This is a genomic window from Pseudomonas sp. SZ57 (assembly GCF_009495975.1).
GTDB classification, from domain to species: Bacteria; Pseudomonadota; Gammaproteobacteria; order Pseudomonadales; family Pseudomonadaceae; genus Aquipseudomonas; species Aquipseudomonas syringae.
Genome location: NZ_WIBD01000003.1, coordinates 469,383 through 490,357, shown reverse-complemented (window position 1 = coordinate 490,357; position 20,975 = coordinate 469,383). Strand labels below are relative to the sequence as shown.

At 58.8% G+C, this 20,975-nt stretch carries 16 protein-coding genes and 1 pseudogene; 6 read left to right on the top strand and 11 right to left on the bottom strand.

Annotation, left to right across the window (positions count from 1 at the left end; translation table 11 throughout):
- The first annotated feature begins 85 nt into the window (after positions 1-85).
- Positions 86-1,396, top strand: coding sequence for an MFS transporter (locus GE543_RS05925; protein ID WP_100072193.1), 1,311 nt, complete (start codon positions 86-88; stop codon positions 1,394-1,396).
- 72 nt (positions 1,397-1,468) lie between these two features.
- Here GE543_RS05925 and purT read toward each other — a convergent pair whose 3' ends face one another.
- The 5 genes from purT to GE543_RS05895 all read right to left on the bottom strand — a co-directional run bounded on the left by purT (position 1,469) and on the right by GE543_RS05895 (position 5,128).
- Entirely contained in the window at positions 1,469-2,650 is a 1,182-nt protein-coding gene (gene purT, locus GE543_RS05920) for a formate-dependent phosphoribosylglycinamide formyltransferase (RefSeq protein ID WP_153220997.1), read from the bottom strand.
- Between the two features lie 103 nt (positions 2,651-2,753).
- A complete protein-coding gene (locus GE543_RS05915; protein WP_003391204.1) occupies positions 2,754-3,221 on the bottom strand; it encodes a preQ0 transporter in 468 nt (155 codons plus the stop codon).
- A gap of 498 nt (positions 3,222-3,719) precedes the next feature.
- Positions 3,720-3,938, bottom strand: a complete 219-nt coding sequence (locus GE543_RS05905; protein ID WP_003415455.1) for a DUF1289 domain-containing protein — start codon at positions 3,936-3,938, stop codon at positions 3,720-3,722.
- A complete protein-coding gene (locus GE543_RS05900; protein ID WP_003339683.1) occupies positions 3,938-4,462 on the bottom strand; it encodes a gamma carbonic anhydrase family protein in 525 nt (174 codons plus the stop codon). The genes GE543_RS05905 and GE543_RS05900 overlap by 1 nt, the downstream gene beginning before the upstream one ends.
- A 69-nt stretch (positions 4,463-4,531) precedes the next feature.
- Positions 4,532-5,128, bottom strand: a complete 597-nt coding sequence (locus tag GE543_RS05895; protein WP_029571796.1) for a CoA pyrophosphatase — start codon at positions 5,126-5,128, stop codon at positions 4,532-4,534.
- A 150-nt stretch (positions 5,129-5,278) separates the two neighbouring features.
- Between GE543_RS05895 and GE543_RS05885 the strand changes: the two genes are divergently transcribed.
- Together GE543_RS05885 and GE543_RS05880 are read left to right on the top strand one after the other, a co-directional pair.
- Positions 5,279-5,830 carry an NUDIX hydrolase gene (locus tag GE543_RS05885; RefSeq protein WP_024649588.1) on the top strand — a complete coding sequence of 184 codons (552 nt, stop codon included), beginning with the start codon at positions 5,279-5,281 and terminating at the stop codon, positions 5,828-5,830.
- A gap of 203 nt (positions 5,831-6,033) precedes the next feature.
- Positions 6,034-6,456, top strand: a pseudogene (locus tag GE543_RS05880) (murein L,D-transpeptidase family protein); the annotation flags it as partial.
- A gap of 115 nt (positions 6,457-6,571) precedes the next feature.
- Here the strand turns inward: GE543_RS05880 and GE543_RS05875 are convergent.
- Both GE543_RS05875 and purL read right to left on the bottom strand, forming a co-directional pair.
- Positions 6,572-6,883 carry a YqfO family protein gene (locus GE543_RS05875; protein WP_032702676.1) on the bottom strand — a complete coding sequence of 104 codons (312 nt, stop codon included), beginning with the start codon at positions 6,881-6,883 and terminating at the stop codon, positions 6,572-6,574.
- Between the two features lie 5 nt (positions 6,884-6,888).
- Positions 6,889-10,785 (bottom strand): phosphoribosylformylglycinamidine synthase, encoded by a 3,897-nt coding sequence (gene purL, locus GE543_RS05870; RefSeq protein ID WP_153220996.1) that lies wholly within the window; start codon positions 10,783-10,785, stop codon positions 6,889-6,891.
- Between the two features lie 213 nt (positions 10,786-10,998).
- Here purL and mltF point away from each other — a divergent pair, with 213 nt between their 5' ends.
- The gene (mltF, locus tag GE543_RS05865) at positions 10,999-12,495 is read left to right on the top strand and encodes a membrane-bound lytic murein transglycosylase MltF (protein ID WP_046236686.1); all 1,497 of its coding nucleotides are present in this window, start codon (positions 10,999-11,001) and stop codon (positions 12,493-12,495) included.
- Here the strand turns inward: mltF and tadA are convergent.
- Both tadA and GE543_RS05855 read right to left on the bottom strand, forming a co-directional pair.
- Positions 12,492-13,001: a tRNA adenosine(34) deaminase TadA gene (gene tadA / locus GE543_RS05860; RefSeq protein ID WP_153221082.1), complete on the bottom strand. Its 510-nt coding sequence runs from the start codon at positions 12,999-13,001 to the stop codon at positions 12,492-12,494. The genes mltF and tadA overlap by 4 nt on opposite strands.
- The gene (locus GE543_RS05855) at positions 13,001-14,374 is read right to left on the bottom strand and encodes a multicopper oxidase family protein (RefSeq protein ID WP_153220995.1); all 1,374 of its coding nucleotides are present in this window, start codon (positions 14,372-14,374) and stop codon (positions 13,001-13,003) included. Before GE543_RS05855 ends, tadA begins: the two co-directional genes overlap by 1 nt.
- 574 nt (positions 14,375-14,948) lie before the next feature.
- On the opposite strand from GE543_RS05855, the gene GE543_RS05850 reads away from it, so the two are divergent.
- The gene (locus tag GE543_RS05850) at positions 14,949-18,716 is read left to right on the top strand and encodes a hypothetical protein (RefSeq protein ID WP_003409146.1); all 3,768 of its coding nucleotides are present in this window, start codon (positions 14,949-14,951) and stop codon (positions 18,714-18,716) included.
- Between the two features lie 212 nt (positions 18,717-18,928).
- Here GE543_RS05850 and GE543_RS05845 read toward each other — a convergent pair whose 3' ends face one another.
- On the bottom strand, positions 18,929-19,414 hold the full coding sequence (locus GE543_RS05845) for a hypothetical protein (protein WP_153220994.1): 486 nt from the start codon (positions 19,412-19,414) through the stop codon (positions 18,929-18,931).
- A gap of 236 nt (positions 19,415-19,650) precedes the next feature.
- Between GE543_RS05845 and GE543_RS05840 the strand changes: the two genes are divergently transcribed.
- On the top strand, positions 19,651-20,640 hold the full coding sequence (locus GE543_RS05840) for a dipeptidase (RefSeq protein WP_153220993.1): 990 nt from the start codon (positions 19,651-19,653) through the stop codon (positions 20,638-20,640).
- Positions 20,641-20,680: 40 nt separating this feature from the next.
- Here GE543_RS05840 and GE543_RS05835 read toward each other — a convergent pair whose 3' ends face one another.
- Complete coding sequence (locus tag GE543_RS05835) at positions 20,681-20,887, bottom strand: hypothetical protein (protein ID WP_371927099.1); 207 nt, start codon at positions 20,885-20,887, stop codon at positions 20,681-20,683.
- Between the last annotated feature and the right edge of the window lie 88 nt (positions 20,888-20,975).

Below are 20,975 nucleotides of genomic sequence, written 5' to 3'. Positions count from 1 at the left end.
GACGCTGCACCCACAATCACAATAAATGCATGCTTGCCGGAATACGGTCGTTGCCGACCGGCAAGTCGACTGTCAGGGAATCCGCATGACCAGCACCCCGCTCTCTCGCGAAGATCACGACGCGCCCGCAAAGCCGGTGAATTCGACGACCCGCGTCGCTACGGCCAGCTTCATCGGCACAGCCATCGAGTTCTACGACTTTTACGTTTATGCCACCGCCGCCGCCCTGGTGATCGGCCCGGTATTTTTCCCGCAGACCTCGGGCACCGCCCAGATGCTGTCGTCATTTCTGACCTTCGGCATCGCCTTTCTCGCTCGCCCTCTGGGGTCTGCGCTGTTCGGTCACTTCGGCGACCGGATCGGGCGCAAGTCGACGCTGGTGGCCTCGCTGCTGTTGATGGGGATCTGCACCACACTGATCGGCGTATTGCCCGGTTACGCGACGATCGGGGCGTGGGCGCCGATTCTGTTGTGTGTGCTGCGCTTCGGTCAGGGGCTTGGCCTGGGTGGCGAATGGGGTGGCGCGGCGCTGCTGGCGACCGAGAATGCCCCGAAAGGCAAGCGCGCCTGGTTCGGTATGTTTCCGCAACTGGGCCCTTCGATCGGCTTTCTCGCCGCCAACGGCCTGTTTCTGGCGCTGGCCATGACCCTCGATGACGAGCAGTTCCGCTCATGGGGCTGGCGGATTCCATTTCTGCTCAGTGCCGTACTGGTCATGGTCGGGCTGTACGTGCGACTGAAGCTGGAAGAGACGCCCGTCTTCGCCAAGGCCATGGCTCGCCACCAACGTGTCAGCCTGCCAATCGTGGAAACCTTCAGCCAGCACTGGAAACCCATGCTGCTCGGTGCGGCGTCGATGGTGGTCTGCTACGCACTGTTTTATATCTCGACGGTGTTTTCGTTGAGCTACGGCGTGGCCACTCTGGGCTATACCCGTGAGACATTCCTGGGGCTGCTGTGCTTTGCGGTGCTGTTCATGGCGGCGGCCACACCACTGGCCGCACTGGCGAGTGATCGCTTCGGGCGCAAGCCAGTGTTGATTGCGGGTGGTGTGCTGGCGATCCTGTCAGGTTTCACCATGGAGCCGCTGTTGACCCACGGCAGCACCTGGGCTGTGGCGCTGTTTCTGTGCATCGAACTGTTTCTGATGGGCATCACGTTCGCGCCGATGGGCGCGCTGCTACCGGAGCTGTTCCCGACACAGGTCCGCTACACCGGGGCATCGGCGGCCTACAACCTGGGTGGAATCGTCGGAGCGTCGGTCGCCCCCTTCTTCGCCCAGAAACTGGTGGCGATGGGTGGCCTGAGCTGGGTGGGCGGGTATGTGTCTGCTGCAGCGCTGATCAGCGTGCTGGCGGTGTTGAGCCTGAAGGAGACGCGGGACAGTGAGTTATAGCCTTTACGTCATGTTGAATGCAGGCGGCAAGAATACGCGCAGCGTTGTTTCTTGCCACCTGCGGTGGGAGCCTTACAACTTGACGTTAACTGCCTGCGAGGCACGAGTGGCCTTAGCACGGGCGGCTTCGATGGACTCGTCACGCGCCAGGGCAACGCCCATACGCCGCTGACCGTTGACTTCCGGCTTGCCGAACAGACGCAATGCAGTATCAGGCTCGGCCAGTGCAGCGCCGAGGTTGGCGAAAGCGGTTTGCGTGGACTGGCCTTCGACCAGAATCACTGCCGAAGCCGAAGGGCCGAACTGACGGATCAACGGAATGGGCAGGCCAAGAATCGCCCGCGCGTGCAGGGCAAACTGCGACAGGTCCTGAGAAATCAGCGTCACCAGACCGGTGTCGTGCGGGCGCGGCGAGACCTCGCTGAACCACACCTGATCGCCCTTGATGAACAGTTCGACGCCAAACATCCCGCGCCCACCCAATGCCTCGGTCACCGCCTTGGCAACCCGCTCGGACTCTGCCAGCGCAACCGGGCTCATGGCCTGCGGCTGCCAGGATTCCTGATAGTCGCCCTTTTCCTGACGATGCCCAACCGGCGCGCAGAACGTGGTGCCACCGATGTGACGCACGGTCAGCAGGGTGATTTCGTAATCGAAGTCGATGAAGCCTTCGACGATGACGCGACCCTTGCCAGCACGACCGCCCTCTTGCGCGTAATCCCAGGCTTTCTGTACGTCATCGGTGCTCTTGAGCAGGCTCTGCCCTTTGCCCGAAGAACTCATGACCGGCTTGACCACACACGGGAAACCGAGGTCTTCGACCGCCTTACTGTACGCCTCGAAAGTGTCGGCAAAGTGGTAAGGCGAGGTCGGCAGCTTCAGCTCTTCGGCTGCCAGACGACGAATGCCTTCGCGGTTCATGGTCAGTTGCGCGGCGCGTGCGGTCGGGATCACGGTGAAGCCTTCGGCCTCAAGCTCGACCAGCGTCGCGGTGGCGATGGCTTCGATTTCCGGAACGATGAAATGCGGCTTTTCGGCCTCGATGACTGCGCGCAGTGCCGCACCGTCGAGCATGTTGATCACATGGCTGCGATGCGCGACCTGCATGGCCGGCGCGTTCTCGTAACGGTCAACAGCGATCACTTCAATGCCAAGGCGCTGCAGCTCGATCACGACTTCCTTGCCCAGTTCGCCGCTGCCGCAGAACAGTACGCGCGTCGCAGTGGGCGACAGTGGAGTTCCGATTTGAGTCATCTCAGGTCCTCGTGAAGCAGATGTCGAGGGCTGCCCGCCGTATGCAAGCAACCGCTGTGGAGAAAGGCGCGCAATTTACCACGAAGCCCCGGCAAATGGGCGCTCAGCCTGGACACGCACTGTTGCGCGCCCGCCAGGCCATGATCATCCAGACAATGGTCACGCCAGCGAACTTCGATGCCAGCGCGGTGAGCACGACCGGCGCCGTCAGGGCGTCGATCATGCCGAAGAAGATAAAGGTATCCAGCGGAATGCTGAGTGCCGAGCTGATCCACAACCGATCACGTAACGGGCGTCTGGTAATGCTGAACACCAGCCAGTCAATGCATTCGGAAACCGCAAACGCCGTGGCGCTGGCCAGGGCGATGGTGGGGTCGCTGGTGACATAGGACAGGACCAGCGCCACCAGCATGGCAATGATCGCGCCGTGGCCAAAGCGAATCTGCACCATGTCCCGCAACACGAACACCAACCCGCCCCAGGCAGACCAGATCATGTCCAGATGCGGCGCACTGGAAAAGGCGAAGTTGATCAGCACGACACTGCTGATGTAGGCGATCAGGAAAAGCATGGAGGGTTATATGCTTGAGGAAACGGATGGCAATGATAGCAAACGCTGGCCGCTCACACGCTTCGCACTCAGTCTCAACTATCGTGCGACGCTCTGCGTCGCATGCCGTTCTGGACGCTGTGCGTCCTCTTAGCGACGCAGAGCGTCGAGAACTGCATTCCCACACCAGAGCGTGAGGAACGATCATCGTAACTATCGTGCGGCGCTCCGCGTCGTATGCCGTTCTGGACGCTATGCGTCCTCTTGGCGACGCAGAGCGTCGAGAAATGCGTTCCCATGCTGGAGCGTGAGGAACGATCATCGTAACTATCGTGCGACGCTCCGCGTCGCATGCCGTTCTGGACGCTCTGCGTCCTCTTGGCGACGCAGAGCGTCGAGAACTGCATTCCCACGCTGGAGCGTGAGGAACGATCATCGTAACTATCGTGCGGCGCTCCGCGTCGTATGCCGTTCTGGACGCTGTGCGTCCTCTTGGCGACGCAGAGCGTCGAGAACTGATCAGCGTGCTTCGCCCACTGTCCACATCAGGCCGCTGGCTCGAGCGCGCTCGTCGCACAGGCCGAGCACCACGCGGCGCTCGTCGTTGCTCATGCGGCTCCAGCGGGTGATCTCGGTGACGGTTCGCTGGCAACCGGTGCATATATCTTGCTCATCCAGTGCACAAATACTCACACACGGGGAACGGACCGGTTTTTCGATCGGGGTATCAGTACTCATCAATCTTCCTGCACCGCCAGGTCACGGGCGTAACGCTGGGCATTGTGTACGTAATGGGCTGCGCTGGCTTCCAGCATCTTCTTCTGCACATCAGTGAGTTCGCGCACCACTTTACCCGGTGACCCCATGACCAGCGAGCCATCAGGAATGACCTTGTTTTCTCCGATCAGCGAATTGGCGCCGATGATGCAGTATTTGCCGATCTTCGCCCCGTTGAGGATGACCGCATTGATGCCGATCAGGCTGTAATCATCAACGCTGCAGCCATGCAGCATGGCGTTGTGGCCGATGGTCACGCCCTTGCCGATACTCAGCGGCGACCCCATGTCGGTGTGCATCACCGTACCGTCCTGCACATTACTGTTTTCACCGATGTGAATCAGCTCGTTGTCGCCCCGCAATACCGCGTTGAACCACACACTTGCCCCCGCCTCGAGCCTGACATTGCCAATCAGCGTTGCATTGGGAGCCACCCAGCTCTGCGGATCGGTCTGGACACGGGATTCTCCCAGGCGAAATTTCATGCGGCCTCCTCGGGCGGGTCGTACTCATGGGGACGAACTATAAACAGTGATGCTTAAGGTGCCAGCGGCTCAGATCGTCGACCGTTCGGGCGGATGATGCAGGCTGATTCTGGTGTCGTACAGCACGTTGACCAGCTCGACGATCATGATCGCGGTAAGCCCCCAGATCTTGTACTCGCCATAACGGTAACTGGGCACGTACCAACTGCGGCCTTCGTAATCGATGCGATGAGTGTGCTCGCGCGCGTCCTGACGAAAGAATTCCAGCGGCACGCTGAACACTGCAGCAATCTCGCCGTCGTTGGGCTGGTATTCGACGAAGTCAGGTATCACCCCTACATAAGGCGTGACCTTGATACCGTGCTTGGAGATCAGCGGACTTAACGGCCCGATCACCTCGACCAGCCCGGGAGGCAGGCCGATTTCCTCCTCGGCTTCGCGCAACGCGGTGAAAATCAGATCGGGGTCGCCCGGGTCGCGGCGGCCACCCGGAAACGCCACTTCACCGCCATGCGTCGACAGGCCACTGGCGCGCAGGGTCAGAATCAGCTCGGGTTGCTCGCTGCGGGTAATCGGCACCAGAACAGCCGCCTCGGGGAATTGTCGATCCGAGTCGAGGGTTTCTGGCGTGTGCCTGACTACACGGCGAAGTAGCTCATCCAGCATGGGAAATCTCGATCTGTTGCCTGTCTGGCATCATGCACCAAAGCAACGCTGCGCCCAAGCCCTTGTAGGACAACTCCTGTCACACAGAGGGTTGCCGAGCCGCTGCACGACAGGCCAAGATAGCGACTGCGTTCACTATCGACTAATCCCATGAAATTTTGCAGCCAGTGCGGCAACCCTGTTATCCAGCGCATTCCCGAAGGCGACAGCCGTTTGCGCTATGTCTGCGAGCATTGCCACACCGTTCATTACCAGAACCCAAACATTGTTGCGGGCTGCCTGGTGACGCTGGGCGGCAAAGTGCTGCTGTGTCGCAGGGCCATCGAGCCGCGCCTGGGTTTCTGGACGCTGCCGGCCGGTTTCATGGAAAACGGCGAAACCATCGAACAGGCTGCACGACGCGAAACCATGGAGGAAGCCTGCGCTACCCTGAGCGAACTGCATCTGTACACCTTGATCGACGTGCCGCATATCAATCAAGTACATGTGTTCTATCGTGGGGAGATGGCGAATGAGGCATTCGCCGCAGGCACCGAGAGCCTGGAAGTGCAGTTATTCGACGAAGCAGACATTCCATGGTCGGACCTGGCTTTCATGACAGTCGGGCGTACCCTAGAATACTTCTTTGCGGATCGGCGTCGGCAGGCCTACCCGGTTCATACCAGCGCCCTTCCCCCGTCACGTCCGTTGCTGGACACCTGAACGCCAGGGTCGCACACAACATCGGCGCTTTTTGTCAAAGAAGTATCTTCAGGGAAATCGTAATGCGCTGGTTGCTCGCACTCTTTTGCATGTCGTTCATGCCGCTTTCGCAGGCCGCGTTTACTCAAACCATCGTGCCCAAGGGCAGCGAACAGAAAATCATCAATAACAAGGTCATCAATACCGAGAGTATCGCCAGCAAGCCTATCGATAAGGTGCTGGTGCTCAAGTCAGCGCGCCAATTGCAACTGATCAGCGGTGGCGAGGCCTTGAAGACCTACCGAATCTCGCTGGGCAAGAACCCCAAGGGCACCAAGCTGCAGGAAGGCGACCAACGCACGCCGGAAGGTTTCTACTGGATCGACTGGCGTAAACCCAGCAATAACTACAACCTGTCGATGCACATTTCCTACCCGAATGTCTCGGACTCGGCACGCGCACGTTCCGAGGGCGTGAAACCGGGCAGCATGATCATGCTTCATGGCACACCGGTGGATGAAGAGTATCCGGAATGGTATTTCCACACGCTGGACTGGACCAACGGCTGCATTGCGCTGAAGAACAACGACATGCGGGAAATATGGGATCTGGTGAAAGACGGGACGATGATCGAAATTCGACCTTGAATGTGCGGCGTTGCGCATTCGCGAGCAAGCTCGCTCCCACGAGATACTCTGAACGATGTTTATCGTCCCCACGCTCCAGCGTGGTGACGCATTTCCGGACGCTCTGCGTCCGACTTCAGAACTCTGCCAGCCGCCATACTTCGTAAGCAGGCGTTTCGTAAGGATGGCTCTGCTTGAGCGCCACCACCACGTGCTGAATCAGCTCGTCAGCGACGACAAGCTCGACCTTCCACTCTTCCACCGACTCGACCACACCGCTCTGCCCGATAAATGGCTGACTGCCATCCAGCGGGCGGAACTGACCCTGGCCGAGCACTTGCCACGAGCAGTGATCGTAAGCGCCGATTCGCCCTGCACCAGCAGCGAATACGGCGTTCTTGACCTCGTCCACATGGCTCGATGGAACAAAGAAGGCGAGCTTGTACACGCGCCTTAGTTAACCCAGGCCCGCGCGTTGCGGAACATGCGCATCCAGGCACCGTCCTCGTTCCAGTCCTCGGGACGCCACGAGTTCTGCACGGCACGGAATACACGCTCCGGGTGCGGCATCATGATGGTCACACGACCGTCGAGGGTGGTCATGCCGCCGATACCGCGTGGCGAGCCATTCGGGTTGGCCGGGTAGGTTTCAGTGACCTTGCCGTGGTTGTCGACAAAGCGCAGCGCCACGGTGCCGGACACGTCCGCCTCGAGCAGTGCATCGTCATTGCGGAACTCCGCGTGCCCTTCGCCATGCGCGATGGCGATCGGCATGCGCGAACCGGCCATGCCCTGCAGGAAAATCGACGCCGACTCCTGAACCTGAACCATGGCCACGCGCGCTTCGAACTGCTCGGAGCGGTTACGCACGAAATGCGGCCAGAACTCGCTGCCCGGAATCAGCTCGTGCAGGTTGGACAGCATCTGGCAACCGTTGCACACGCCAAGCGTGAAGCTGTCGGAACGCTCGAAGAAGCCCTGGAACGCATCACGCGCACGGCTGTTGAACAATGCCGATTTGGCCCAGCCTTCGCCGGCACCCAATACGTCACCGTAGGAGAAGCCACCGCAGGCGACCATACCCTTGAAGTGGTTCAGGTCGACACGACCGGCCAGGATATCGCTCATGTGCACGTCGATTGCGTTGAAACCGGCACGATCAAAGGCTGCAGCCATCTCGACCTGACCGTTGACACCCTGCTCGCGCAGAACGGCAACCTGAGGACGAACGCCCGTCTTGATGTACGGCGCGGCGATATCTTCGTTGACGTCGAAGCCCAGCTTGACGGTCAGGCCCGGGTTGTCTTCTTCCAGCAGCGCATCGAATTCCTGATCCGCGCATTCGGCGTTGTCACGCAGGCGCTGGATCTGATAGCTGGTCTCGGCCCACTGACGTTGCAACAGACGGCGCTGGCCAGTGAATACCGGCTCGCCATGGAAGCTGATCGAGACTTCATCGTTGTTGATCGGCTGACCGATCACCGCCACGCAGTCCTCCAGACCGGCCGCGCTGAATTGCGCCAGCACCAGTGGAGTAGCGTCCTGACGCACCTGAATGACCGCGCCCAGCTCTTCGTTGAAGAGGATCGCGCTCAGTTCGGAGACGTTGTCGGCCACACCGTCGAGGTGCAGGTTCAGACCGCAGTGACCGGCGAAGGCCATTTCCAGCGTGCTGACCAGCAGACCACCGTCGGAACGGTCGTGATAGGACAGGATATGACCGTCGGAATTGAGGCCCTGAATCACCGCGAAGAAGGCCTTGAGGTCTTCAGCGTCGTCGACGTCCGGAGCGACGCGGCCGAGCTTGCCGTGAGTCTGCGCAAGAATCGAGGCGCCCATGCGGTTCTGGCCACGACCCAGATCGATCAGGATCAGGTCGGTGATGCCCTTGTCCATGCGCAGCTCGGGCGTCAGGGTCTGACGGATGTCGACCACTGGCGCAAAGCCGGTCACGATCAATGACAGCGGCGAGGTCACGCTCTTTTCGGTGCCCTCTTCGCTCCAGCGGGTCTTCATGGACATCGAGTCCTTGCCCACTGGAATGGTGATCCCCAGTTCCGGACACAGCTCCATGCCGACCGCTTTCACGGTGTCATAAAGACGCGCGTCTTCTCCAGGGTGACCAGCCGCCGACATCCAGTTGGCCGACAGCTTGATGTCAGAGAGTTTTTCAATACGCGAGGCCGCGATGTTGGTCAGCGTTTCGCCGATTGCCATACGGCCCGACGCCGGAGCATCCAGCAGCGCCAGCGGAGTACGCTCGCCCATCGCCATGGCTTCGCCGGTGTTGACGTCGAAGCTGGTGGCGGTAACGGCGCAGTCAGCCACAGGCACCTGCCATGGACCGACCATCTGATCGCGAGCGACCAGGCCGGTGATGCTGCGGTCGCCGATGGTGATCAGGAAGCTTTTGCTGGCAACTGCCGGGTGGCGCAATACGCGCTGGACACTTTCTTCGATGTCCAGTGTGCTCGGGTCGAAATCATCGCCGATCTCTTCTTCGCGGGCGACCGAACGGTGCATGCGCGGCGCCTTGCCCAGCAGGACTTCCAGCGGCATGTCTACCGGACTGTTACCGAAATGGCTGTCGGTGACGGTCAGTTGCGGCTCTGCAATGGCTTCGCCGACAACCGCAAACGGGCAGCGCTCGCGCTCGCAGATAGCCTTGAAGCGCTCGAAATCCTCGACGCCCACGGCCAGCACGTAACGTTCCTGGGATTCGTTACTCCAGATTTCCAGCGGGGCCATGCCCGGTTCGTCATTGGGTACGTTACGCAGTTCGAAACGTCCGCCGCGATCGCCATCGTTGACCAGTTCGGGGAAGGCGTTGGACAGACCACCGGCACCCACGTCGTGGATGAAGCTGATCGGGTTACGGTCACCCAACTGCCAGCAGCGGTCGATGACTTCCTGGCAACGACGCTCCATCTCGGGGTTTTCACGCTGAACCGAAGCGAAATCCAGGTCTGCAGAGCTGGTGCCGGTCGCCATCGAGGAAGCCGCGCCGCCGCCCAGGCCGATCAGCATCGCCGGGCCACCCAGTACGATCAGCTTGGAACCTACAGTGATCTCGCCCTTCTGGACGTGATCTTCGCGGATGTTGCCCATACCGCCCGCGAGCATGATCGGCTTGTGGTAACCACGCACCTCGTCACCGTGCGGTGTGGTGATGGATTGCTCGAAGGTACGGAAATAGCCGGTCAGCGCCGGGCGACCGAACTCGTTGTTGAACGCCGCGCCACCCAGCGGGCCTTCAATCATGATGTCCAGCGCAGTCACGATGCGCTCGGGCTTGCCGTACGGCACCTCCCAAGGCTGCACGAAACCGGGGATCTGCAGGTTGGAGACGGTGAAACCGGTCAGCCCGGCCTTGGGCTTGGCACCGCGACCGGTTGCACCTTCGTCGCGAATCTCGCCGCCGGAGCCGGTCGCTGCACCAGGAAACGGCGCAATGGCGGTCGGGTGGTTGTGCGTCTCGACCTTCATCAGAATGTGCACCGGCTCCTGAACCGCGCCGTACTGACGGGTTTCAGGGTCCGGGAAGAAGCGACCGGCGACGTTGCCGACGATCACCGAAGCGTTGTCCTTATAAGCGGACAGCACGCCTTCGCTGTGCATCTGGTAGGTGTTCTTGATCATGCCGAACAGGCTTTTTTCCTGGCTCTGGCCGTCGATGTCCCAACTGGCGTTGAAGATCTTGTGGCGGCAGTGCTCAGAGTTAGCCTGGGCAAACATCATCAGCTCGATGTCGTGCGGGTTGCGCCCCAGACCATTGAAGCTGGTGATCAGGTAATCGATTTCATCTTCGGCGAGGGCCAGGCCCAGCTCGACGTTGGCTTTTTCCAGCGCCGCGCGGCCACCACCCAGAATGTCCACGGCGGTCAGCGGCTTGGGCTGAGCGTGGCTGAACAGGTTGGCAGCCTGCTCGAGGTCGCCCAATACCAGTTGCGTCATGCGGTCGTGCAGGCTGTCGGCGATTGCCTGGGCCTCGGTCTCGCTGAACTGGCCTTCTACATAGAAGGCAATCCCGCGCTCGAGGCGCTGGATTTTGCTCAGACCGCAATTGCGAGCGATGTCGCTGGCCTTACTCGACCAGGGTGAAATGGTGCCAAAACGCGGCAACACCAGAAACAGACGGCCGCTCGGCTCTTGAACCGGCACGCTGGGGCCGTATTTCAGGAGACGGTCGAGAACCTGCTGTTCTTCGCTGGTCAGAACGTCGTTGACGTCAGCGAAGTGGGCGAATTCGGCGTACAAGCCACTGACAGCTGAAACTTTTTGTTTCAGTTGTTCTAGTAATTTGCTGTGGCGGAAAGCAGAAAGGGCAGGAGCACCGCGCAGGATCAACATCTTCGGGACAGCCTCGAGAAGGGGGTGTGCTTTGAGGCCGCGTATTCTAGCCTAAACCGGGCATTTGATCACCCAAAACGGCGTCATCCGCTGCGCCCGAATGTCGCCCCACGCAAAAAAACTCCGGAAATGCCGGTAAAAGCCACTCGCCTATCAGACGCAAGCTTCACTGTCGAGATATGGCGCCCGGTGCGCTTTGCGTATACTGCACCGATGTTCTTCAAACCAGATTTCCGCCCACGTTGCGCCAAATGGCTCATCGCAACCGGACTCTTCCTGATGCTCGGCGCCTGTGTGGAAAAACCCACCACACTGGAACGAGTCAAGGAGGACGGCGTACTGCGGGTGATCACCCGCAACAGCCCGGCGACTTATTTCCAGGATCGCAACGGTGAAACCGGCTTCGAATACGAGCTGGTCAAGCGCTTTGCCGAGGACCTGGGCGTCGAATTGAAGATAGAAACGGCTGACAATCTGGACGATCTTTTCGACCAGATGAACAAACCGGGCGGTCCGGTACTCGGTGCCGCCGGCCTGATCGAGACGCCAAAGCGCAAATTGCAGGCGCGTTTCTCGCATTCCTATCTGGAAGTCACCCCTCAGGTGGTCTATCGCAACGGCCAGTCGCGGCCGACCGATCCCGGCGATCTGGTGGGCAAGCGCATTGTGGTGCTCAAAGGCAGCGCGCATGCCGAGCAACTGGCGGCGCTCAAGGCGCAGAATCCCCGCATTGAATATGAAGAATCTGACGCGGTCGAGGTCGTTGATCTCCTGCGCATGGTCGACGAAGGCCAGATCGACCTGACCCTGGTCGACTCCAATGAGCTGGCAATGAACCAGGTCTACTTCCCCAATGTGCGCGTCGCCTTCGATCTGGGCGAAGCCCGTGCACAGCGCTGGGCCGTCGCGCCGGGTGAAGACAACAGCCTGCTCAACGAAATCAACGCCTACCTCGACAAGGTCGAAAAGAACGGCACGCTGCAACGCCTGAAGGACCGTTACTACGGCCATGTCGACGTACTCGGCTATGTGGGTGCCTATACCTTTGCCCAGCACCTTCAGGAACGCCTGCCCAAATACGAGAAGCACTTCCAGACATCGGCCAAGAAAGAACAGGTCGACTGGAGACTGCTGGCCGCCATCGGCTATCAGGAATCGATGTGGCAGCCGACCGTGACCTCGAAAACCGGCGTGCGCGGCCTGATGATGCTCACCCAGAACACCGCGCAAGCCATGGGCGTATCCAACAGGCTGGATGCACGCCAGAGCATTCAGGGCGGGGCGAAGTATTTTGCCTACATCAAGGATCAGCTGGACGACTCGATTAAAGAGCCGGATCGTACGTGGCTCGCTCTCGCTTCCTACAACATTGGCAGCGGCCACCTCGAAGATGCGCGCAAATTGGCCCAGAACGAGGGGCTGAATCCTGATAAATGGCTCGACGTGAAAAAAATGCTGCCGCGTCTGGCACAGAAGAAGTGGTACAGCAAAACACGATACGGCTATGCCCGAGGCGGTGAGCCGGTGCATTTCGTAGCCAACATTCGCCGTTATTACGACATTCTGACCTGGGTGACGCAGCCACAGCTTGAAGGGAGTCAGGTCGCCGATGGCAATCTGCACGTTCCTGGCGTCGACAAGACCCAACCGCCCGTCCCGCCAGCCTCTCCCGTCCCCTCGTCCAACAGCACGGACGAATCTGCGCTCTAAACGTTGCCTTGGCCTTTGCCAGCGTCCTTGGCTGCACGTCGCATTCTGAAAAACTCGCTCAACATCGTCCCGCACTCCTCGCCCAGCACGCCGCCTTCGAACAGCACGCGGTGATTGAGAAATGCCTGACTGAAAAACTGCCCCTGGCTCTGCACGATGCCCGCTTTGGGTTCGAGCGCCCCGTAGACCACGCGCGCCACCCGTGAATGCACGATCAGCCCCGCGCACATGCTGCACGGCTCCAGCGTCACGTAGAGCGTGCTGCCCGGCAGACGATAATTGTCCAGCACCTTGGCGGCGTCACGAATCGCGACCATTTCGGCATGCGCGCTGGGGTCGCTGCCGCTGATCGGGCAGTTGTAACCGCGACCGATGATCTCGCCGTTCTGCACCACCACTGCCCCGACGGGCACCTCACCCAGCAGCGCGCCTTGCGCGGCGAGCGCCAGCGCCTCGCGCATGAAGTACTGATCCTTGCTGCGGTCGATGATCTGCGGTTGCCGCATCATGCCACCTCGATGGCGGCCATCAGGCCGGTTTCCATGTGATCGATCACGTGGCAATGGAACATCCATACACCGGGGTTATCGGCAACCAATGCAACCCGCGCCCGCTCGTTACGACCCAGCAAAAAGGTGTCGGTAAAGTACGGGATGATCTTGCGCCGATTGGAAGCGATCACCTTGAAACTCATGCCGTGCAGGTGAATCGGGTGCTGATACTGAGTCATGTTCTTCAGTTCGAAGATATAGCTCTTGCCCAGCTTCAACCTGGCGATAGGCCGATCGGCGCAGGTCTTGTCGGTAATGTCCCACGCTTCGCCATTGATCTGCCACAGGCTGGGCGGCTTGCCATTGTCGGTGTTGACCGACATCGAGCCCACCCACTCGAAGTTGAAATTGATCTTCTCGGCGTTATCCATATCAGGCTCGGCCACCGGATTGGCCGGCAGCTCGGGCGGCCACTGGCCGGGCGCGTCGTTATTGACGACTGAGCGAAACGTACCCAGGCGCACCGGACCGTTACGCAGCGAGATCTCCTCGCCCGCCGGCGGAGCCTTGATCGCCAGACAAATGCGCATGCCCGGCCCCAGCCAGTATTCGTCGCCGAAGGGACGCGGTTTCACCGGGTTGCCATCCAGCGCATAGATCTGCGCCTCGGCGTCCGGCAGGTTGAGTCGATAGGTCACGGTATTGTCGAGATTGAGCAAGCGCACGCGAGTGATCTGCCCGGCAGGCAACTCAATTACCGCCTGCGGAATGCCGTTCAACGTTGAAAGACGCCCCGCCGTGCCCTCACGTGCCGCTTCACGCAGCACACTGAACTCGGTGAACGCACCCACTTCGTCCACATGCCAGCTTTTCAGGCTGACCGTGCGCTCATGGGCAAAACCGGTCGGCTCGCGCTCTTCGACAATCAGCGGCCCGACCAGCCCGCGGCCCAGCTCTTCGCTGCTGCTGACGTGCGGGTGATACCAGTAGCTACCCGCGTCCGGCACACGGAATTTGTAATCGAAGTATTCACCCGGCTTGACTGGCAACTGCGACACATACGGCACTCCGTCCATCTCCAGCGGCAAGCGAATGCCATGCCAGTGAATGGTCGTCTCGACCGGCAACTGATTGATGAAACGCAGCCGCAGCCACTCGCCCTGCCGTACGCGCAACTCCGTACCCGGCGCAGAGCCGCCGAAGGCCCAGGCAGGCGTCTTGTGGCCAGGCACCAGTTCCACATCCAGCGGCGCGGCGATCAGCACAAAGTCCGTACCCGCTTCAGACTCGCGACGCCCCATCCAGTAACGCGAAGCACCACCCGCGCCAAGACCGACTACGGCCAGACCGGCGATGCCTGTAAGGATTTGACGGCGGGTAAAGGACATGAACGGCGCAACCTCGAAAACGACGACTGAGCGCATCTGCGAGCAAATGCGAGGGGCGAATACGATACACCTGCATTTGCGTAAAGATAAGGGTGGATACCACGAACTGAAGTCGAGGCGTAAAAAAGCCGGGCAAGGCAGTGACGCTCGCTCCGGCTTTTTGCATCAATCAACCGCTATGCCTGGCCCACCCGCTCCAGCCATTCGATGTAGGCCAGCTCTGTATCAGGCGGAAGATTGGCGCGGTAGTCCTCCAGCTTTGCCTGCATGCCAAACGCCTTCCACACCAACGGTGCCAGGCGCGATGCAGGGCTGTTAACGGCAGTATTTCGGCGGTGGGCTGCTGGTAAAAAGCACCAGTGGCTGCTCGCGCTGGCACTTCGAACGAATATTCAGACTCATCTGCAGGACTATGACAACGCCACTATCGCACTGGGCGTTATCACAACGTTTCACAACTTTTCACAACTTTTCACAACGATTTGCAGGTGATCGCAGTAAGAATCGGAGAACTCCTTTTTTCGCTTTCTTGCGGCCTTACCTTTCAAGGCTCGCCTTAACTGACGAGGCGCTCATGAACATCACGCCCAAAAACGACACGCTCCCCCGCGAAGGTCTTGCAGATTTCGAGTCGAGGCTTAAGCGCAGCATTGTCTCCGCCAAAGGCGATGAGCAGAAAAAGCCAGACCGCACCGCGACCGACAATGAGCAATGGCCGCCGATTGAGGGCACCACTGTTTCGGTCACGGACAAAGGTGACATGCGTTACGAGCGTGATGGGCAAGGTGTTGTCGTGGCGGCGTCGACCAATCCGAAGTTGTATCAGTTTCTCAAACAACTCGATGACCTGAGCCAGTCTCCGACACAGAAATCTCAGGTCGAAAAAGCTATCGCCGACGGGACCCCGATCGCAGATCGAAACACCGAGCTACCTGCTTGGGGCGATATCAAGAATTTCGAATGGCAAGGTCAGCTGGAAACAGCCGAGGTGGTCACTTACGTCAAACAGGATGGCGAGAAGGTCACTGTTTCAAAAGCACTCACACCGGAATTGTTCACTGCGGCGCAGCAAATGGGCCTCTCGCGCGTTACCGTGGAAAACCGCGTCAATAACAACGGGCGCGAAGTGGCAGATGAGAATGTCTATGTCGCGGATCACGACATCATCAAAGCCGGCACCAAGGACGAACTGGGTAACGGCGTGATCGAGTTCGAGAGCCGCGATGGCAAGCAATACGTGGTCTCCGAATATCAGAACAAGGAACTGTATGACCGGGTTGCCGACAAGAGCAGTTCCGGGGTTCAGGGCGACGTGCAGAAGATCCGTGACGAACACGGCCTGGGCAATCTCGATGAACTGGATATTCTCAGTAAACCCACAGGCGTGAAGTCTGACGAGAAAGACAAGGACTCCGAAGACCTGACCGTGGTCGAGCTGGCCACCAAAAACCTGATGGACAAGTATCAGAAGCTGGTCGATGACAAGAAAGTCGACAAAGACAGCGACGTTTACAAACTGGTCATGGCGATCCAGGCCAAGGCCGGGATGGAAAGTGGACGCACCATCACGCCTTATATCGAAGAACCCCGCGGCGCCGAGTCCTGGCGCAGGTTCGACAGCGAAGGCGAAACCCTGACAAGCGCCGATATGCAGGACATCCTCGACGGCAATAACATCGATAAAGCGTTGACGGAGCTGTTTGCCAATGGCAATGGCGAGAAGGACAAGATCGGCAAGGAATACCAGGCCGAGATGGACTCGGCCATCGAGAAAGTCAGCGGTGGCGATAAGGAAGCGTTGGCCAAGGACCTGCACGACAAGTTGGTCAGCAGGGAGTTTGTCGACTACCTCTCCGATCTGGATAAAGCCGGTAAAAAGTCCGAAGGACAATCCGATGTAGCCCGCCTGCTTTCCAGTCTGGAACTGCTCGATCCGCAATTGGCAAAAGACGCCCAGAATGAACTGCAGAAAAACAGCGTCATGGCCGAAGTCGACAAGTTGATGGCCGACCCTGGCGGCATCCCGGATGAATATAAAGAACTGGCCCTGAAGGACATTTTCTCTGCACTTAAGCAGGGAATCAAAGGTATGGCGGATATACCCCGCCGTACTCAGGAGACGATCGAGAAATTCATCAACGAGTTGCTACAAGACAAAACCAAACTCAGCGATTTTTCGGACCAGATGGCCAAGGTCAAATCAGGCGAAATGACTCAGGCGCAGCTCGAGGAAAACCTGGCAGGTAAATACGTGGGTGCCGAGGACAAGGAAGGCTTCAAGAAAGCCATCGGCAAGCTTAATCAGAGCGGCGTATTCGGCACCGCTGCGGGCTTCACCTCTCTCGGTGGCGCTATCTATATGCTGACGGCCAAGAACGGCCAACTTGCTGATGATCCACTGGAACGCCTGGCTATCGCCAAGGACTTCATCACCTTCCTGGGCTCCGGTGCGCAGTTTGAAAAGACTGGCATCTTTGATTTGATGACCCACACCAAAACTGCGGATTTGCTCGGGCTGAGCAAGAGCATCCCGGAGATCTGGGGCAAGGAAGGTTTGTGGGGCAAAAAGATTGAAACGGCGCAGGCTGCCAATAACGTGCCAGACGTTGCGGACGGTCTGGAGAACCGACTGGCCAGCGTTTATGAGCTGGACAGCATCAGAGCAGGTAGCAGTATCGGCGACGTAATGGATCAGATTGGCCTGATCAATGAGGTCAACGACGCCGGCTCGCTTTCCGAGGACGTCAGTCGCGAATTGCTGGACGAGATCGTGACCCGATCTGGCGGCACTCCGCCCGCAGATTATTCGAAGTACGGCAATCTGAACGAACTGGCCGAAGATCTGAGGCTGAATATCGATCAGGATGCGGTGGTGCAGAGCATCAATTCTCAGCGCGCATCAGTCGACCTCCCCGCCCTGGATGCTGAAAGCCTGAACAATATGGCCGTCGAGGTGGAGCGTGCTGCCAGCACGCCGGTTCCGGACTCTGCTTCCGGCTCCGGTTACGCCAGCTACAGCGACTCGTTGTACGAACTCTACGACGATGCCGTGCAGCGCTTCGTCGCACAAGACATCACCCCGCCAACCCGTGAAGCGTTTGCTGCCGGCATTGAGGACCAGCTGGAGCGCAACGGTCAGCCGGTCCCGGCGGAAAACGATCGGGTCAACCTGAGTGAAATGCTTGGCAGCGACGAGATCGATCGCGAGTCGATCAACGTGATGCTCGAAGCCGATAATCAACCAATCCCGGCTGATGACATCGTCGATAACATGCGCAACTCGGTCGGCCAGGCCGTGGCGGGTAATGCAGGGGGGGCGGGCCTGGTAGACCCACAATCTGTTGCACAAGGCGTTCAAAGTGCCGCACCGGAAGGAGCGGACAAAGTGGTGTCCGGCGTCTCTGCGCGCATTGCCGGTTCAGTGGTCAAGGTACTCGGCGTAGCACCGGACATCATGAGCATCGCCGACATCGTCATGGGCGGGATTGCCATCAAGGATGGCATCAAGTCCGGCAGCGATCTGGCAATTGCCAATGGCAGCCTGCAAATTGTTTCAGGTGTGGCGGGCACAGCCGCCGCCGGGATCGGGATCGCCGGTTTGCTCGGCCCTATTGGAGCGATCGCAGGTGCAACCGCGCCGCTATTTCTGGTGACGGCGGGCCTGGGGATCATTACCGGCATCATCAGCGTGTTCGTGGACCATCAGAAGAAACAAAAGGCCACCGACAAGGAAGGCCAGTGGTTCAAGGATCAGGCCGAACTGGGCTTCGCGCAGGACGACTGGGGCGACAAGCTTGAATACGGGCGTTACAGCTTCTACGAATATGAAGGCCGGGATGCACCGGACGATCAAAGCATCTTCGACTACCAGACCGAAGAGTGGAAACACTTCCAGGAAACCCCGCAGGATCAGGGCTCCTCAATGATTCGTCTGGACGAAAGCTCGCACAAGGATAAAAACGGCATCGTCGGCGAGAACACCAACGGCTTGCCGATGGACGTTTACAACAAGGCGTACTACGACGCGCACAAGGAAGAGATCGAAACCATCCGCGAGAAGTGGGACGAATGGAACGGCAAGGACGATATCGTCAGCAAAAAGGACTTCGAGAAGATTCTGAGTGGCGGCGACGAGAAGGAAAAAGCTGCGGCCGAGTTTATTCTTAGTGACCAAGGCTTCTTCGACTTGCTGGATAACCTCTGGAAGAAAGACAAGCGCGATACGAAGATCAGCACGGATGATCTGGATACCTGGCTCAAGCTGATTGATGTGATGGATCGAACACCGGGTGAGACGGTGTTTTATGAGAAGCCCAAGTCGACTGTTTTTCCGGGCAGATGAGTTATTGATTGATGGGATGGATGTGGTGTCGCTTCTGCAGGATAAATGACTGGCCGGTGGAGGCAGTGGCTGAGACTTTCTGAAAAGACAGTCTCAGCCATGTCACGATGCAGGCGACTGTACACTCCTCCGTATGCTCGCGGGCGCGAAAATCACGCCCTTCCAAGGCCTCACAGGTTCGTGTCATCGGCGGCAGCGTGACCCGCCTTTGATCAGTCTCGCACCAGCTTCAGCAGTCCGCCGTCATACCAGGAAAGAGCTAACGACCCGTCCTGTGCCAGGAAAAATGCCGGCGTTTCTTTATCAAAAGGACCCCAGCTTCCAGATTTGCATTCAACGCTATAGCGCACAGCTTTTTCGATGCCAAGCTTGTGGAGTTGCGGCTCCAGTTCAGCTCCAGTCATCGCCGGAAGCTTATGAAAAACAGGCCCCTTACACACATCTTCCGTAGAGTCTGTGGACGCTTTCCAAGCAAGCTGGTCGTGATTGAAACTGAGACGTCGCCCCATAAAGCTCGGATCATCATCCCCCAGTGCCTGCACGCCAGAGTCTGATACCGCTACACCTGCAACATGCCAATTGCCGTAAAGCGCGCTTTCTCCAGGCTGATCGTGCTTTGGAGCATGCATATTCGCTGCGCATCCTGTCAGCGACAACATGATCAGGAAAGATGAACTGAAAGAAAATCGGGATTTCATGAATGGGGTCCTTGGTTTTTGCGGATGCGGATATCGATTTTTTTTGCTGGGCTACGCCGGCGTTGAAGCTAGGGGCTTGGTGTGCCTTTGAGCGGATTTTCTGTAACGATTTTCCTCGAACTTCAGATCAGTTTCAAATGAGGTGGTTTGCGGATTGCCCAATGTACCGGCCTGCTCACCTTTGGTAGTTTTAGAGAGCCTGCTGATACCCGGCCTATGAACCCCGGAGTTGTGCGATGAATTCAAATACCGTGCCTACGCCTACCCCCGGTGCCATTCGCTGGGAGGCCCATGCCTGCCTGCCGTTGCTGCCCAACCAGGACATGTCTGCGCTGCTGCGCTACCGCGACAGCGGCTTTCACCACGTCTCGGTCAATGTGGGCATGGACATGACCCCGTTCGGCGATGTGATGCGGGTCATCGCAGGCTTTCGCCAATGGCTGGTCGAGCATCCCGAAAACATCATGCTGGCCGGTACCCTTACCGACCTGCAAAGCGCCCGCGAGCAGGGCAAGCTGGCGGTGTCTTTCGACCTGGAAGGCTCTAACATGCTGCTGCGAGACCCGGCAATGGTCCGCTTGTATGCCGACCTCGGCGTACGCCAGATGCTTCTGGCCTACAACCGCGACAACAGCTGTGCGGGCGGTTGCCACGGCAGCGGCATGGGATTGACCCCTCTGGGACGCGAGGTCGTGGGGGCGATCAATGCTGCGGGTATCGTGATGGATTGTTCTCACACCAGCAAGCGCGCAAGTATGGAAATAATCGAGCTGTCACAGCGGCCGGTTATTTTTTCACACACTAATATCAAGGCTGTGTATGACCATCCACGCACGGTGGATGACGAGCAGATCATGGCCTGTGTTGAATCGGGTGGTGTGATCGGGCTGACCGGTCTGGGTATTTTCCTGGGCGATCCGCAGGCGTCGGTCGAAGCCTTCGTGCGCCAAATCGATTATCTGGCCGAGCGAGCGGGGACGGCGCATATCGGCCTGGGCCTCGACACCGAGCTGCATCCTGATGTTAAGGATTTGTCCGAGGACGTGAACGAAGAGGATTGGTGGCCCAAAGAGTTCTATGGCGGTATCACTGGACATCGTCAACTGCAACCGGAAGCGCTGGGGCAAGTGGCAGATGAATTGCTGCAGCGTGGCTATGATGCCGCGCAGATCGACGGCATTTTTGGCGGCAACTTTATGCGGGTCGCTCAGGCCACCTGGCCGTAAGCGTCCGGTGATCACGCCTGCGAACGGTGCTGTCGGCGCGCTAAGGAAAAATGAATTGTTTCATGGCTGCCATCATCGCGATCATCAGAACGGCGAACCCCACCGCAGAAGTCCACTCGGACTCCGGTGTATAGGCAAACCAGGAACCCTTCGATGGATATTTACCTCGCGTAAGAAGCTTCACGATGGGCCAGCCAACAGGAAAGCAAATGGTGCGAAAAATCGCTTCAATCAGTGCATCAAACACGCTGGTACGTCCTTTTGCTCGGCGATAGTCGACAGGCAAGTATTACGTGCCGGGGATTATTCGACAATGGCGATGCAAAACGATGTTT